The organism is Enterococcus sp. DIV1059_2 (genome assembly GCF_051713685.1).
Lineage (GTDB): Bacteria > Bacillota > Bacilli > Lactobacillales > Enterococcaceae > Enterococcus_D > Enterococcus_D casseliflavus.
The window spans coordinates 1,742,449-1,757,427 of record NZ_JBIOQK010000001.1 but is presented as its reverse complement, the minus strand read 5'-3'; the positions used below and the strand labels follow the sequence as shown (position 1 = coordinate 1,757,427).

Below are 14,979 nucleotides of genomic sequence, written 5' to 3'. Positions count from 1 at the left end.
AATCACCTTCCTAACCTAATATTAATTCCTGCACCTTCCTTGCAAATCCTTGATCTAAGATGCCAATGACCATTCTTGGTTTCCCAATGGCCGCACTGATTTCATCAGCAGAAAATGCATCTAGGAGCGGAATTTCGTAATAAGAACTTTTGTCCTTAATTTTCTTTTGTGTATTTTTACCAGCATCACTGGCGACAATGACCAAAGCAGCTTTCTCATTGCGAATTTCTTTTAAGGTCATTTCTTCACCAGTCACTAATTTCCCAGCACGCATGGCTAGTCCTAACATATTTAATGCTTTGGTTTTATTCATTTGCAAATAACTCTTTTCGCGCTTTTTGGTGCGTTACATAGTCCAATAGTTCTTGGTAAAATTCATCTGTTAATTTCGTTTCCAGCACCCGATCCAAGATCCGCTTATCCCATGCTTTCTGGGCTTCAGCCGGTTCGATCGCTATATAAGCTCCTCGACCGGGCATTTTTCCTGTTGGATCGATGGAAACAACGCCTTCTTTTGAACGAGTGATACGAAGCATTTCTTTCTTAGGCAACATTTCGCCTGAAATCACTGATTTTCGTAAAGGAATTTTTCGTTTTTTCATCACGATCTCACCTCAACTATTTTTCGTCAAACTCAACATTTTCATAATCATCCGCAGTCATGTCTGATGAAAGGATCGCTTCATCAACTGTTTCCGCAGATTCTGTTACTTCTGTGCTACTTTCATCAGCAGCTTCTGAAGCAGTTGCATCATACTCATCGATATAGTCGCCTTCATCCAGCTTCGCATAAAACTCTTCCATGTCTGTTTCTGATTTGATATCGATTTTGAAGCCAGTCAATTTGGCTGCTAGACGAGCATTTTGTCCGCGTTTACCGATCGCCAATGATAATTGGTAATCAGGAACGACAACAGTACATGCCTTCGGATTATCAACGTCGAAAATAACGTCGCTGACTTCTGCTGGATTCAACGCATTGGCGATAAAGATCGCTGGATCTTCATTCCATTCCACGATGTCCATGTTCTCGCCTTTTAATTCATTGACGATCGCTTGAACCCGTTGACCTTTAGGACCAACACAAGTGCCGACTGGATCGACGTTGGCATCAAAGGAACGAACAGCAACTTTGGCACGATCCCCTGCTTCACGAGCAATACTTACGATCTCTACAGTACCATCATATACTTCTGGCACTTCTTGTTCAAATAATCGGCGTAGCAAATCTGGATGGCTACGGCTAACGAATACTTGAGGGCCTTTCGAAGTATTTTCAACACGAGAAACGAATACTTTGATCCGATCATGGGGTTGATAAAACTCATTTGGCATTTGGTCTTGTTTTGAAAGCACGGCTTCAATTTTGCCTAAGTTTACATAGATATAACGATTGTCTTGGCGTTCAACGATTCCTTGCAGAATGTCTTTTTCGTACGCACTAAATTCGTTATAGATAATGTTTCTTTCTGCTTCACGGACCCGTTGCAAAATGACTTGTTTTGCCGTTTGCGCCGCAATACGACCAAAGTCTTTAGGCGTTACTTCAAAACGGATTTTGTCGCCGATTTCATAAGCGGGATTGATTGTCATCGCTTCTTTTAATGAAACCTCTAGTTGCGAGTCCATGACTTCTTCTGTCACTTCTTTGACTGCATAGACGTGGATGTTGCCTTTTTTCTGATCAAATTCAACTTCCACATTTTGTGCTTGCCCGTAATGACGTTTGTAGGCTGAAACCAATGCCGCTTCCAAGGCATCGATGACAATCTCTTTTGAAATGCCTTTCTCTGCTTCTAATGCATCCAATGCATTCAACATTTCTTTACTCATGATTCTTTCATTCCTCCGTGTTTAAAATTGAATGGCTAAACGAGCTTTGGCAATATTTTTCCGGTCGATCGTTCGTTCTTTTTCTCTGGTTTTAATTCGGGTCTTAATAACTAGCTGATTTTCGTCGAATGACTGTAAAAAGCCTTCGAACTGTTTTTCTCCATCAATCGGTTGATATAAAGAAACATGAATGTACTCGCCGACTGCCCGTTGATAATCTGCTTCTTTCTTCAATGGACGCTCGGCGCCAGGGGAAGAAACTTCCAAGAAATAGGCCTGTGGAATAGGATCAGGTTCGCATTGGTCTAATTGTTCACTAAGTTGTTCACTGACAAAGGCACATTCCTCGATATCGATTCCGCCTTCTTTATCGATGAACACACGAAGAAACCAATTTTTCCCTTCCTTCACGAATTCTACTTCAACTAATTCAAATTTTTGCGCATCCAGAATAGGGGTCACTATATCTGTAACAGTTTCCACTACCGTACTCACAACATCGCCTCCTTTATTTCTCAACGAAACGAACTTCATTCCATTAAAAAGAGTGAGCGAAAAAACCGCTCACTCACTCTAAGTATCATTACATTGTAAATATAACACAATTTTCATAAAGATTCAACTACTGTCGCATGTTCCCTTCGCTTTCAGAAAAAAACAAAGCATTTTCTTAAAGATTTTTAATGCTTGGGTGAATGGCTGTTAGTGAATCACTTGACCAATCCGGCGTAGTAGTTGTGGGAAAATGCTCTCTGGATCAAAGTCCATTGGCGCGTCATGTGGGAAATGAAGCCAGAGCCGACCACCATAAACCACTAATACCAAAAGTGTCAAGGTCAGCCACAGGTTGTGACTGTGGTAAAGTTTGCTGATTTTCGGATTTTTTTTGAACAAAACGATTCCGAATACGATCGGCACTAACCAAAACAAGGGATGAAAATGCAGCGCACCTTCAAGATCACCCTGAAATAAGTGCAAGTAGGCGCGCGTCATGCCACAACCTGGACAAGGAAACCCCGTTAACCATTTAAACGGACAAATCAATAATCGACCCAATCATCTGAATCAGACGAATCGTTTGATGTAGCAGATGACATCATGGCATTTTGATCAGCAGCTTCCCACATTTGATTCATATCACCTTGTAAAATCGCCATGTTGATGAAATCAAAAGCAAAAAGGCTCAAGACGACAAAAAGGATTTTGTTGTCACTCAGACGAGGCATATTCGCTCGTTGTTGTGCACTCATAAAGATATCCGCAATTCGATACCACCAATAAATTTGGTACAATCCGCAAGTAAGGATCGATAATAAGATCGATGTTTCTGGCGAAAGACGATTATCCCCGCTGTATTCTGCCAGCTCTTTGGTTGTTTGGTACATCCAAAAGAATGTATAAATGCCACAAGTAATAAATGTTAATAAAATGACCGATACAACCGATTTCTTTCTAACTCCGTAATTATAATTCATCACAAACTCCTTTTCTTTTTTTCATTTTTGCCACTTATCAATTATACTACAATATAATCACTATAACAAAACGTATTTATTTATTTTTATAGATTTAGACAAAAAAGCACCGTCTTAAAGAAGGTGCTTTTTCGCTTCATCCATCATAAAACTATTTGCGACTATAGTTTTTCACTTCTGCAGCCATTACATCAACAAACAGATTCAATTCTTCGACTTGGGTCTCTTTGCTGCCGTAGCGACGGATATTGACTGTCGCGTCATTGACTTCTTGATCCCCAACAACGATTTGGTAAGGAATTTTTTGGGTTTGTGATGCGCGGATCTTATACCCCATTTTTTCGTTGCGGTCATCCACTTCTACCCGCAGTCCTTGTGCCTGCAAGCGTTCTTTGATTTCGTAAGCATAGTCACTGTGAGCTTCGACTGAAACTGGAATGATCGATGCTTGGATCGGCGCCAACCAAGTTGGGAATGCGCCTTTATAGACTTCCGTTAGATAAGCCACAAAGCGTTCCATCGTTGAAACGATGCCGCGGTGGATCACCACTGGACGGTGGTTGTTTTCACCATCTTCACCAACATACGTTAGGTCAAACCGTTCAGGCAACAAGAAATCTAATTGGATCGTTGACAAGGTTTCCTCCATGCCTAAAGCTGTTTTCACTTGGACATCTAGTTTTGGTCCATAGAAAGCTGCTTCGCCTTCTGCTTCAAAATAATCCAATTCTAATTCATCCATAGCGGCTTTTAGCATCGTTTGCGCATTTTCCCACATTGCATCGTCATCAAAATATTTGTCTTTGTTTTGTGGATCACGATAACTTAGACGGAAACGATAATCGGTGATATTAAAGTCTTCATAAACACCGATCATTAAATCAAGTGTCCGTTTGAATTCTTCTTTGATTTGATCCGGACGGACGAATGTATGCCCATCGTTTAAAGTCATTTCCCGAACCCGTTGCAATCCAGATAATGCCCCTGATTTTTCATAGCGGTGCATCATGCCTAATTCAGCGATCCGAATCGGTAGCTCACGATACGAATGAATGTCATTTTTATAAACCATCATATGATGCGGACAGTTCATTGGTCGCAATACTAACATTTCCCCATCACCCATATCCATTGGCGGGAACATGTCTTCATGGTAATGATCCCAGTGCCCTGAGGTTTTGTATAGATCCACGTTTGCCATGATTGGTGTATACACATGTTGGTACCCTAAGCTGATTTCTTTGTCCACGATATACCGTTCGATCGTACGTCGGATCGTAGCTCCTTTTGGAAGCCAGAAAGGCAAACCAGCGCCGACTTCAGGTGATAACATGAACAATTCTAATTCTTTTCCTAATTTGCGATGATCGCGTTCTTTTGCTTCTTCCCGTAAACGGATAAATTCCTTCAAGTCTTTTTTATCGAAAAAGGCTGTTCCGTATACCCGTTGCATCATCTGGTTGTCAGAGCTTCCACGCCAGTAAGCACCTGCCACTGATAACAATTTGTACACTTGGATACGACCAGTTGATGGGACGTGAGGACCGCGGCAAAGATCGACAAATTCACCTTGCTGATAGGCAGTAATCGTTTCATCAGCTGGTAATTCAGTAATCAACTCTACTTTGTATGGATCTTCGGCAAAATGGGTCAACGCTTCTTCTTTTGTTAACACGCGGCGTTCGATTGGCAGATTTTCTTTGATGATCTTCATCATCTCTGCTTCGATTGCTGGTAGATCTTCTGCAGTTACTGGGTTTTCCCCATTGTCTGTGTCATAGTAAAAACCAGAATCAATTGCAGGTCCTACCCCAAAATGGATCGATGGATAGAGTCTGCGCATGGCTTGAGCCATTAAATGAGCTGTCGAATGACGAAGTAAGCCTAAGGCGTCTTCATGATCGGGTGTCACGATCTCAATCGTTGCATCTTCTTCGATCGGACGTGAAAGATCGATCAGTTGTCCATTGACTTTTCCAGCTAAGGCTTTCTTTGCAAGACTTTTCGAGATACTTTCAGCAATCTCTTTGGTTGTTACCCCAACAGCAAATTCTTTTTTTGCGCCATCAGGAAATGTAATAAATAATGACATATGAATGTCCTCCTTTGATGATTTCAATCAATAAAAAAAGTCCTAGTATCGGTTACGATACTAGGACGATCACTCGTGGTTCCACCTATTCTTCAAAAACAGAAAAAGTCTGTTTTCCTCTTCATGAGATAACGGTTCAACCGCCTCCGTTTCAACAGAGGTCTAAAAAAAGTGGTCATCCTTTGGTTTTCTTCTAGGAAATTTTCAGCCAAGATTTCCCTCTCTTATCGAAGACTCTCAAATTCAGGTGTCTTTTTTATTGATCGATTATGGCTCAATTAAACCACTCTCTTGATAAAAAAGCAAGAGAATTATTTCCAATCGCCATTCACAGCATAGGTTCCTTGCTTCATTTCATTGATGATAACATGGATATGCTCTTTAGGGGCGCCTGTATTTTTATGGACCGCCTCAGTGATTTCTTTCATCATATTCGTCAGTTGCTCTTGCGAACGTCCTTCAACTAGTTCGACATGGATAAATGGCATACGATTTCCTCCTTTGTTTGCTTTTGATTATACACCTTTTTCAAAAAGACAAAAACTATTACCTTGGTTTCCATAGAAAACCATGACTTTATTCTTCCTGATAAACGACACAAAACTTTTCGCAAACACACAGCATTTGATCGTGAAAAGACAACCCCGCTGAGGCATAAGCTCGTCGAAAAAAAGCTTCATGAACACGGCGCCAATAAGCCAAAGTGCGATCTCCTTCCCCTTCTAAAAAGGCAAAGTCTGCTGTCACCTCATCAAAAGGCACGATCGACACTGACTCTAAGTAAAGAACAGCTTTTGGTACATCCGACCCATTTAAAAGGACACTATAGGTTCCTGATTGCGGCAATGCTTCTTGCTCGATTTCATAGAGCGCAGCGGCAGATGTCGTTGCCGTCTTTTTGCCAGCTAAAACCAGTGCTGCCAGTTCATCGGCCATTTGTGGAGTATCACCAAAGGACCAAGCATCTTCATAGGTCAAAGGAGATTGATTTCTTGGATTTTCTTTTAAAAACCGCTGCCAAAACGCCTGAATCTGACTGTCTTTTATTTTTGATTCTCTGGTTCCATCTGCCAATTTTTTTCACTCCAATACTTCGTATATGCTTGGACATTCTCAGCTTCTTGCCAATCATAGGCCAACCCTAATTTCTCGCTGATGTTCTTTGCTTGCTTATCAAAACGTTTTTGCATCTTCAAGAGGGACTGACCGCAGGCAGTGATCGTTGAAAAATCAAGCAATGAGGTCAATTCCCGCCACTCCTTTTCCGTTAGAAACGACTGTAGGTATTTATGATTTTTCCCAGTACTCACCTGAAATTGCTGAGCTTGGGCAACAAACAAATCTTCAATCCATAACAATTCTTGCCAACAAATAGTGTATAAATGATCCGCAGCATAAATCAGCTGCTTTCGAAGCAGCCCTTTGACGACATACGTGCTTACCCACCAAAATTCGTTGCAGTGTTCCTGAAAAGCGGCTTGGGTCGGGCGCTTGATCCAGTAATGCGAATGATTTGCTTGATTAGCAAAACTTAGTAATTGGTCTGGATCAAGCAGCGGCTGCAAGCCTGGTTCGTTAGCCAGACGATCGACCAGTGCAAGAGGACATAGCATGAGATCGATTCTTACTCCGTCTAAAAAATGCATCAAGTACGTAAAACACCCGCCCAAACTTGGCGGATAGATGGTGCTAGCTTCCGGTGTTTGCCTGATCATGATCGGTCCAAAGGCTTCTAACCATGAAGGATCATCGACCAAGGGCTGAATATCATCCATTACGTAAACCACATCAAAGTCTTGCAAAAAATCTTTTGGCGCCTGTGGATCGGTCCGTGAACCAGATAAACCGATGGCACGTGCCCCAACACGTTGCCCCACAGACAGGATCAATTGGTGCAATTCTGCTTCTTCCCTCACCGTCTCCACCTCTTTTTCGTTTCGTTTTTGAACACCTAAGCTCTTTTTATAAATATTAGCATAGTTTCTTTTTTTCCACGACATTCGCAGGGAAAATATGCTATAATTTTATGTCGCAATTTTTTTAAGGAGGATCCTTCGTGAACGAACGTCAAAAAGAACAACAACATGTCAATGAAACCATTGCTCTGATCCACAGAGAACAAGCGATCCTTTCGCAGCAAAAACAAGAGTTAGCCGCTAAAATGGATGATCAATTAAAAGAAATCGCCGATAAGAAAATTCGCGGGGGCGACAGTGAAGCCTTTTATGAATCAGTTATCGAGTACCAGCAGCATGAACAAGAATTGCTGATAAAATACCAAACCGCAGAATCACAAGAAAAACGCGTCAAAACCTTAACAACGATGGCGGGCAATCCGTATTTTGCTCGAATCGATTTCAAAGAAGAACAAGAAACCGAGACCCTCTATTTGGGGATCGCTTCATTGCGAGACAAAGATGAAGAAACGATCGTCATTGACTGGCGCGCACCGATCGCCAATCTTTATTATGAAGGAGAGCTTGGTGAAACCTTCTACGAAACAGACACTGATCGGTTTACGGTAGAATTGCTTTTGAAACGCCAATTTAAAATTCAAAATGGGGAAATCTTGTCGATGGTCGATACTTCGGAGATCATCAATGACGAATTTTTGTTGGAAATATTGGATGAAGCCTCTTCTTCTCAAATGCGTAACATCGTTTCGACGATCCAAAAAGCACAGAATCAAATCATTCGTGATACCACCAATAAATTCTTACTGATCGAAGGAATTGCTGGAAGTGGGAAAACCTCTGCTTTGTTGCAACGGGTCGCCTTTTTACTTTATCGGAATCGCAAATGGTTGGACGAAAAACAAGTCTTGCTTTTTTCACCCAATCATTTGTTTTCTGACTATATTTCCATGGTCCTGCCTTCTTTAGGTGAAAGTGAAGTGCCCACAAGAACCTTCCACCACTTTATCCAATTGATTCTGACTGGCTATGAAGTGACGAAAGAAACCCAACAAGAAGAAACCTTTTTAAGTGGCGACGATGATGCCATTGAAAAAATCAAAAGTAGTCTTTTCTTGGTGGAAAAAATCAACCGTTATGTCCGTTCGATTGCACCGATCGGTCCCTTGTTCCGTGATCTAAAAATCCAAGGGCAAACCTATTTGACAAAAGAACAGATTCGCCGCTGGTATCAAGAAACCAATAACGAACTGCCGATTTACCAAAGAACCCAACTGCTTCAAACGAAATTATTAAAAAAAATCGGCGGCTTGGAAAAAGATGAAGCCAAAAAAGACTGGGTCAAAGAAGCGACCGAAGAACAATTGCAACAAGTATTTGCCAATGATCCTCATCAAGAATACAGCGAAGAAAACGAACGCCGTTTGCGGAAGAAACTTAGACAGCAGATCGTCCGCAAGAAGTTCCGTTCCTTGACGCGGGGAGTGAAAAACTTTCAGTTTATCAACCAAGCCAAGCAATACTTACACTTTTTACAATCGGTTGAGTCTGCTGCAGTCAAAGAAACTGGCATCGAGGCTGCGGCTTGGCAGCAAAGTATTGCCGATATTCGACAAGGCATGCGCCAAAGACAGATCAAACAAGAAGACGCAGTTTTGTTTTTCTTACTGATCAAACAGCTTTATCCTGTTCATGTCGAAGAAAAAGCTCGGTTTATCTTTATCGATGAAATGCAGGATTTTCCACCAGCACAAGTGGCTCTACTGCGTCAGCTTTATCCAAAGGCTGGCATCACCCTATGCGGCGATTTGAATCAAAAAGTGTATGGCAATGAAACGATCGTCGGGGCATTAGCAGAATTATTCCCCCACGAAAGTGTGAAACGTTATCAATTGAAAACCAGCTATCGTTCGACTAAGGAAATCACAGATTTCGCCAATCAATTTTTAGTTGGCAGTGATCAAGTGGAATTGACGGCTCGTAAAGGGGCGGTACCAACAATTGTTAAAGGAACTGCAACTGAAAATCTGGCTTTCCTAGAAACCAGTATTCGTGACGCAGCTGAGAATCAGCGTTGGCGCACCGCGATCATTTGTAAAACCGCAAAGGATTGCCAGCAGTTATATGCCCAGCTGGCAGAAACAATGCAGGAACAAGTGCAGCTGATCACCTCTGAAGAAGACTTCATGAAACGCAATGTGATGATCTTCCCGGCCTTTTTAGCAAAAGGGCTAGAGTTTGACCAAGTATTTGTCTGGACACCAGGTGCCACTTTCGTGACTGAACAAGACCAATTGATTTTTTATACAATGGCGACACGGGCGATGCATCAGTTGACCGTCCTCACCCAAGAGGAATTGCCGCTTCTGGCAAAAGCTGATCCTACCACTTATCAGTTCCAAGAAGCATCAACGATCGGATAACAAAAAACATCACTTTCGGCGAGTTCCCAAAGGAAACAAGCCGATCGTGATGTTTTTTTAGCCTTTTAACTCGCCAATAAATAACCGGGTTTCTGGATAGCGCATCCCTACGATGGTTAAAATCATTTGCAGCTCAGAAACGTGTTCGGGATCTTCTGGAACGAATAATTTTGTATGTCGTCCAATACTGCCGTTATCGATCAAGCGATGGGTACGATTCCACTCACTAAATTCTTCAATCGTCGTAAAGCGACTAAGAGGAAAGCCAGCGCCATCTAGAATTTCTGTCAATCGAAAAAGTACATAGGAACTGTCGATGACAAATTCTTTTTTATGAGGCAAAGCACGCGTTCGTTTATAATCAATAATTGCTTTTTCTGGTCGGTGCTCTAAAAGCCAATCCAACAGCAAGAAGAACCCTTCCATTCGATACTCATCGATAAAGAGCCGTTCAGAGTATTCCGACATGCGAAAGACTAAAGGAATCAAGAATCGCTCTTTATATATTAATAAGGGTGCGCGATCAACGACGACATTTAAATAACGATTCAAATAAGAAGAGCCGCGATAATCACCTAGACGATACCCTTCCACCCCATACTTTTGATATTTCCGACAAAGAGCCGAGCAGTCAGAAATCGATACAGACACTTCTGCTAGCTTTTCAAAACCACTTAAGATTCGATTAAATGGCTCTAAAACGATTTTTTCTTCCATGTCTGCCCCCCTAACGATTTGTTTGCTTATGTAGTAAATCATAACACATAAAATGTATAGAAACCAACTGAAAAGATGATCAACACAGAAGAATTTTCAGTAAATGAGCAACGCTACCGCTTCATTATTTCTCTTGCATAAGCGACAAAGCCTCTACATAAAAAAACATACTAAAAAAATGGCAGCCAGATTGTCTCTAGGCTGCCAAGTGACACTTATTCTTCCGCGTCTGCCACATTGTGATAGACGTTTTGTACGTCTTCAAGATCTTCTAACACATCGATCATTTTTTCGAATTTTTCTAGATCGTCTCCCGTCAAGGTTACTTCATTTTGAGGAATCATTTGCATTTCTGCAATTGAGAATTCAGTGATTCCTTTTTCTTTCAAGGCTTCTTGAATGGCATGGAAGTCACTTGGTTCACCGTGAACGATGATTTGTCCATCTTCTTCAACAACATCACGAACATCGATCTCTTTGTCCATCAAGTATTCTAAGATTTCATCCGCATCGTCACCGGCAAAGCCAAAGAGTGCCGTGTTATCAAACATATAAGCAACGGCCCCTGAAACACCCATATTCCCGCCGTTTTTACCAAAAGCGGCCCGAACATCGGCTGCGGTACGGTTGACGTTATTTGTCAACGTATCGACGATCACCATTGATCCATTTGGTCCAAATCCTTCGTATCGAAGTTCTGAGTATTGTTCATCGCCAGAACCTTTGGCTTTTTCAATCGCACGGTCAATAATGTGTTTTGGCACATTGTAGGTTTTCGCACGTTCGATAACAAAGCGTAATTTTTGGTTCGCGTGAGGATCAGGATCACCCGATTTTGCTGCTGCGTAGATTTCGATTCCAAATTTTGCATAAACTCGGCTATTGTTTGCATCTTTAGCAGTTTTTTTCGCTACGATATTTGCCCATTTACGACCCATGATTTCACTTCGCTTTCTTGTTTTTAAAAATCCTTATTCATTATACTTGTCAAATGGCGTTCTGTGAAGTAATTTTCACTTATTTATCAATAAAAAGCGGAATTCTTCGAAAATTTTGTTCTGTGATTTGAGGATTCCCTTGCTGATAGATCTGGTCGATCCGCAATGACAAGCCATAGCGCTGTGCTTCTTGCTTACCAAATTTAGCGATCAGCGGCAGGGTCAGCTCTTTTTTGATCTCTTTTAAATAGTGCTGCCCTTGCTTCGTATACCCTAAGACTCGAATAAAGGAATGTTCTTGAGCTTCCTTCATTTCAGCTTTTGTCACTTGGAACAATACATAACAAGCAAGACGCTGCAGCCGCGTTTGGGTATAACGTTTCGTCTTTAACAACTTGATAAAATCTGCAAAAGAATCCGCCGCCGTCACATATTGTTTTAGTCGATATTCTAATCCTTCTTCCATCTGGTAAATAGCAGCTAATTTTTCGATTGGGGCAGAGATGATCTGGTATTGAAGATACGGCCAAAAGGCTTCCCAATCGACTGTTGCTTGTGAAAGAAAGTTTTGTGTTGCTTCAGGAACAAAATCCGCAACAGCTGCACCTTGTTTGATTGCTTGGCGAATGGCTGTTGCACTGGCGATCGTGGGATGATCGAATTGTTCTGAATGATAAGACGCCGCAACGCGTTGGATGGGGACCAAGCGCATTGGTTTTTCATAATGCAGCACTTCCCGTGCATACGCCATACCCAACAGATGATTGGGCTGGTCTTTTTCTGCATGGTACTCAGGATATAGCTCACTGAGGACCGCACTCATTTTTTGACTATAGGTAGCATTTTGCCTAGCTAAGCGTTGAAATGCGTCATCGATCATTAGTTGATTTTCTTTTTCAAAGTGAGCAAACTTGGCATAGTCGAAGGGGTGTTTCGTATCTGTGCCAAAGCATAACAACTCACATTGCAGATCCTGCAGAATCCTGATCGCTCCCGATGCAAAAAAATCAGCAGAGTGGACGGCCCAAGCGGGGGGCAATTCGACGATCAAGTCTACCCCATGTTGTAGTGCTGCTTGAGCTCGCTGCCATTTATCGATGATTGCTGGTTCGCCACGCTGTAAAAAATTTCCACTCATCACCGCAACTACGACATCAGCATTCGTTACTTGCCGTGCTTTTTCCACATGGTATTGGTGTCCATGGTGAAAAGGATTGTATTCTACGACTAGTCCGCAAGCCTTCATCGACATCCCTCCTGTTTTACATAACGGTTACTTATGGCAGACAAAAAACCAGCGACGGCTTTTTTCATTTGGCTTCGTATCGATAAAATCAGCATAGCATTCAACATTAGCAAAACCAGCATTTTCTAACATTCTTAAATAGCTTTTAAGAGGATAGGTTCTTTCTTGATGAAGCTCATCTAAGCGTTCAAACAACCCATTCTCTTGTGCAACAAAAAAGGTCAAGAAGTGTTCAATGCTATGGTCTTTTTCGCCTTGATAGCTTTCCCAAAGAAAGGCAAATTCATCGGTTTGGTAATGATAGCTATAATCAGGAAAGACTTCATCGATTTGATATAAGGAATGCACATCAAATAAAAAGACGCCATCTTCTTCTAAACAACTGTAAACACCATCAAACACTTGCTGCACACTCTGCTCGTCTTCCATGTAGCAAAGGGAGTCAGAATAGCAGGTAATTGCTTGATAGGTGCCAACATCTACGAGATCCAGCATGTCACCCGCAACAAATTGCACAGCCGCCTCTTCTTTTTCAGCCCGTTGACTAGCGATCATCAGCATCTCTTCTGAAAGATCTAACCCAGTCACGTCAAAACCAGCCTTGGCAAACTCAACGGCTAACGCACCAGTTCCACAAGCCAATTCTAACAGCTGTTTTCTTTTTCCTAAATGACGACAAGAAAAATCCAGCCACTTTTTATAGAGACTGGAATCCATTACTTCGTCATAGACAAATGCGAAGGTTTCGTAAGCCATTACGCCACGACCCATTCATTAAGATCCACAAGCGGCGCATCAGACCATAATTTTTCTAGGTTGTAAAAAGCACGTTCTGAGGCACTGAATACGTGAACGATCACGTCACCTAAGTCGATCAAGACCCATTTTCCACCATCTTTTCCTTCGACACGACGAACAGATACTTGATTTTCTTCTTCTTTATCGATGACTTCATCAATGATCGCATTGATTTGACGTTCGCTATTTCCTGAACAGATCACAAAGTAATCTGCTAGCAAAGAGATTTCCCGCACATCTAATGCCATAATATCTTCGGCATGTTTTGAATCGGCGGCTTTTACAGCAATTTCTAATATTTTCTGACTATCTATGGTAATTCCCTCCTATATTTGGCTACCCAAAAATTGTAGGTTTCGATCGTTTTTGGGTAGATAACTGCTTCTGTTTCAATCAAATGAAGCAAGGTATGTTTCGTTTCGTAAGCAACAGCGGCATCTAAGTCAATCATTGCGATCTCTCTGGCTTCAACGACTCCAGGAAACGTACGTCCGGGTTCGATATAATCTGCCACATAGATGATTTTATCTAACAGGCTCATCTTAGCAGCTCCGGTGGTGTGCAAACGGATCGCTTGTAAGATTTCTTCGTCATCGATTTCTAATTCTCGTTGAACGAAATCAGCACCGACAAGTCCATGCCAGATGGCATTGTTCCAGTTCAAGAGATCCAAGTCGAATCCGTCTCTACGAATGACTAATTGAAATTCTTCATCGCTGCGTTCTTTCGCATAATCATGCGTCAAGGCGGCGATGCTGGCTTTGATCGGTGAAGCACCATATTTTTCCGCAAGGGCAACGGCCGTTTTTTCGACACCTAACACATGCTCAAAGCGCTTTTGACTCATCTGCATTTGGACCTTTTGCATCAAAAGTTCCCGTTCTGCTTGTGTGTAGTGTTCACTCTTCATCCAAGTACAACCCCTTTTCTTGAATATAGTGTAACACATTATCTGGCAATAAGTAGCGAACCGAACAACCTTGTTGCACTTTTTTACGAATTGTTGTTGAGCTGACATCCATTAGCGGGATATCGATCCAAATAATCGGGTATGGGCTATCGATCGGCACTTCTGGACGACGAACCCCCACAAAAGTCACCAATTCCATCAGCTCATCGATTTGATGCCATTTTGGTAAATAGTTCACCATATCCCCGCCAATGATAAAATAATAATTGGTATCTGGATTCTTAGCTGTCAATTCCCGCATCGTATCAACCGTATAACTCTTACCTTTTCGTTCCAACTCAATGGTCTCTACAGCAAATCGCGGATTATCGGCGATCGCCAACTCCAACATCGCCAAGCGGTGCTCAGCTGGGATCGTCTTTTTCTCATCAACATGAGGCGGTAAATACTCAGGCATGAAATAAACTTTATCCAGCCCTAATGCTTGCCCTACTTGCTCACCCATGACCAGATGTGCGTAGTGTACTGGATTAAAATTCCCACCAAGAATGCCCACTTGCTTTTTCGGTACAAGTTCTTGTGTTTGTGTCTCTAAAACCGTTTGTACCTTTCCAAATGTTTGTCCTTGCATGCC

The 14,979-nt window shown here is 42.0% G+C and carries 18 protein-coding genes; 1 reads left to right on the top strand and 17 read right to left on the bottom strand.

The window, feature by feature from the left end; translation table 11 throughout:
• Nucleotides 1–10: 10 nt before the first annotated feature.
• The 10 genes from IGI72_RS08175 to IGI72_RS08130 form a co-directional block, all read right to left on the bottom strand.
• Nucleotides 11–313: a YlxQ-related RNA-binding protein gene (locus IGI72_RS08175; protein ID WP_015509584.1), complete on the bottom strand. Its 303-nt coding sequence runs from the start codon at nt 311–313 to the stop codon at nt 11–13.
• Nucleotides 306–602, bottom strand: coding sequence for an RNase P modulator RnpM (rnpM, locus tag IGI72_RS08170; protein ID WP_005225922.1), 297 nt, complete (start codon nt 600–602; stop codon nt 306–308). The genes IGI72_RS08175 and rnpM overlap by 8 nt, the downstream gene beginning before the upstream one ends.
• 16 nt (nt 603–618) lie before the next feature.
• A complete protein-coding gene (nusA, locus tag IGI72_RS08165; RefSeq protein ID WP_005225921.1) occupies nt 619–1,833 on the bottom strand; it encodes a transcription termination factor NusA in 1,215 nt (404 codons plus the stop codon).
• A gap of 21 nt (nt 1,834–1,854) precedes the next feature.
• Complete coding sequence (rimP, locus tag IGI72_RS08160) at nt 1,855–2,328, bottom strand: ribosome maturation factor RimP (RefSeq protein ID WP_005225920.1); 474 nt, start codon at nt 2,326–2,328, stop codon at nt 1,855–1,857.
• A 207-nt stretch (nt 2,329–2,535) separates the two neighbouring features.
• Complete coding sequence (locus IGI72_RS08155) at nt 2,536–2,877, bottom strand: DUF2752 domain-containing protein (RefSeq protein ID WP_225582180.1); 342 nt, start codon at nt 2,875–2,877, stop codon at nt 2,536–2,538.
• Nucleotides 2,874–3,308, bottom strand: a complete 435-nt coding sequence (locus tag IGI72_RS08150) for a DUF4234 domain-containing protein (protein WP_428214434.1) — start codon at nt 3,306–3,308, stop codon at nt 2,874–2,876. The genes IGI72_RS08155 and IGI72_RS08150 overlap by 4 nt, the downstream gene beginning before the upstream one ends.
• Before the next feature lie 151 nt (nt 3,309–3,459).
• Nucleotides 3,460–5,400: a threonine--tRNA ligase gene (gene thrS, locus IGI72_RS08145; protein WP_438753812.1), complete on the bottom strand. Its 1,941-nt coding sequence runs from the start codon at nt 5,398–5,400 to the stop codon at nt 3,460–3,462.
• Nucleotides 5,401–5,711: 311 nt separating this feature from the next.
• Complete coding sequence (locus IGI72_RS08140; protein ID WP_005225916.1) at nt 5,712–5,888, bottom strand: 2-hydroxymuconate tautomerase; 177 nt, start codon at nt 5,886–5,888, stop codon at nt 5,712–5,714.
• 88 nt (nt 5,889–5,976) lie between these two features.
• Nucleotides 5,977–6,474, bottom strand: a complete 498-nt coding sequence (locus IGI72_RS08135) for an ASCH domain-containing protein (RefSeq protein ID WP_428214436.1) — start codon at nt 6,472–6,474, stop codon at nt 5,977–5,979.
• A complete protein-coding gene (locus tag IGI72_RS08130) occupies nt 6,444–7,316 on the bottom strand; it encodes an aminoglycoside 6-adenylyltransferase (protein WP_428214437.1) in 873 nt (290 codons plus the stop codon). Before IGI72_RS08130 ends, IGI72_RS08135 begins: the two co-directional genes overlap by 31 nt.
• 140 nt (nt 7,317–7,456) lie before the next feature.
• Between IGI72_RS08130 and helD the strand changes: the two genes are divergently transcribed.
• A complete protein-coding gene (gene helD / locus IGI72_RS08125) occupies nt 7,457–9,736 on the top strand; it encodes an RNA polymerase recycling motor HelD (RefSeq protein WP_438753810.1) in 2,280 nt (759 codons plus the stop codon).
• A gap of 57 nt (nt 9,737–9,793) precedes the next feature.
• Here the strand turns inward: helD and IGI72_RS08120 are convergent, their stop codons facing one another.
• The 7 genes from IGI72_RS08120 to IGI72_RS08090 all read right to left on the bottom strand — a co-directional run bounded on the left by IGI72_RS08120 (nt 9,794) and on the right by IGI72_RS08090 (nt 14,976).
• A complete protein-coding gene (locus IGI72_RS08120; RefSeq protein ID WP_034857991.1) occupies nt 9,794–10,453 on the bottom strand; it encodes a hypothetical protein in 660 nt (219 codons plus the stop codon).
• A 215-nt stretch (nt 10,454–10,668) separates the two neighbouring features.
• Nucleotides 10,669–11,391 carry a YebC/PmpR family DNA-binding transcriptional regulator gene (locus IGI72_RS08115; RefSeq protein ID WP_005225911.1) on the bottom strand — a complete coding sequence of 241 codons (723 nt, stop codon included), beginning with the start codon at nt 11,389–11,391 and terminating at the stop codon, nt 10,669–10,671.
• A gap of 79 nt (nt 11,392–11,470) precedes the next feature.
• Nucleotides 11,471–12,637 carry a nucleotidyltransferase gene (locus IGI72_RS08110; RefSeq protein WP_074934715.1) on the bottom strand — a complete coding sequence of 389 codons (1,167 nt, stop codon included), beginning with the start codon at nt 12,635–12,637 and terminating at the stop codon, nt 11,471–11,473.
• Nucleotides 12,638–12,664: 27 nt separating this feature from the next.
• Nucleotides 12,665–13,393: a class I SAM-dependent DNA methyltransferase gene (locus IGI72_RS08105; protein WP_195960741.1), complete on the bottom strand. Its 729-nt coding sequence runs from the start codon at nt 13,391–13,393 to the stop codon at nt 12,665–12,667.
• The gene (rsfS, locus tag IGI72_RS08100) at nt 13,393–13,734 is read right to left on the bottom strand and encodes a ribosome silencing factor (RefSeq protein ID WP_034695537.1); all 342 of its coding nucleotides are present in this window, start codon (nt 13,732–13,734) and stop codon (nt 13,393–13,395) included. Before rsfS ends, IGI72_RS08105 begins: the two co-directional genes overlap by 1 nt.
• Nucleotides 13,735–13,745: 11 nt before the next feature.
• Nucleotides 13,746–14,345 carry a bis(5'-nucleosyl)-tetraphosphatase (symmetrical) YqeK gene (yqeK, locus tag IGI72_RS08095; protein ID WP_428214440.1) on the bottom strand — a complete coding sequence of 200 codons (600 nt, stop codon included), beginning with the start codon at nt 14,343–14,345 and terminating at the stop codon, nt 13,746–13,748.
• Nucleotides 14,335–14,976, bottom strand: a complete 642-nt coding sequence (locus IGI72_RS08090; protein ID WP_005225906.1) for a nicotinate-nucleotide adenylyltransferase — start codon at nt 14,974–14,976, stop codon at nt 14,335–14,337. The genes yqeK and IGI72_RS08090 overlap by 11 nt, the downstream gene beginning before the upstream one ends.
• Nucleotides 14,977–14,979 lie beyond the last annotated feature (3 nt).

Bases quoted from the DNA above. Each gene is read 5' to 3' on its own strand.
- rnpM (WP_005225922.1), bottom strand. From the start codon at position 602: ATGAAAAAACGAAAAATTCCTTTACGAAAATCAGTGATTTCAGGCGAA.
- IGI72_RS08120 (WP_034857991.1), bottom strand. From the start codon at position 10,453: ATGGAAGAAAAAATCGTTTTAGAGCCATTTAATCGAATCTTAAGTGGT.
- IGI72_RS08115 (WP_005225911.1), bottom strand. From the start codon at position 11,391: ATGGGTCGTAAATGGGCAAATATCGTAGCGAAAAAAACTGCTAAAGAT.
- IGI72_RS08140 (WP_005225916.1), bottom strand. From the start codon at position 5,888: ATGCCATTTATCCATGTCGAACTAGTTGAAGGACGTTCGCAAGAGCAA.
- IGI72_RS08150 (WP_428214434.1), bottom strand. From the start codon at position 3,308: ATGAATTATAATTACGGAGTTAGAAAGAAATCGGTTGTATCGGTCATT.
- nusA (WP_005225921.1), bottom strand. From the start codon at position 1,833: ATGAGTAAAGAAATGTTGAATGCATTGGATGCATTAGAAGCAGAGAAA.
- IGI72_RS08110 (WP_074934715.1), bottom strand. From the start codon at position 12,637: ATGAAGGCTTGCGGACTAGTCGTAGAATACAATCCTTTTCACCATGGA.
- IGI72_RS08175 (WP_015509584.1), bottom strand. From the start codon at position 313: ATGAATAAAACCAAAGCATTAAATATGTTAGGACTAGCCATGCGTGCT.
- yqeK (WP_428214440.1), bottom strand. From the start codon at position 14,345: ATGAAGAGTGAACACTACACACAAGCAGAACGGGAACTTTTGATGCAA.
- IGI72_RS08105 (WP_195960741.1), bottom strand. From the start codon at position 13,393: ATGGCTTACGAAACCTTCGCATTTGTCTATGACGAAGTAATGGATTCC.
- thrS (WP_438753812.1), bottom strand. From the start codon at position 5,400: ATGTCATTATTTATTACATTTCCTGATGGCGCAAAAAAAGAATTTGCT.
- IGI72_RS08090 (WP_005225906.1), bottom strand. From the start codon at position 14,976: ATGCAAGGACAAACATTTGGAAAGGTACAAACGGTTTTAGAGACACAA.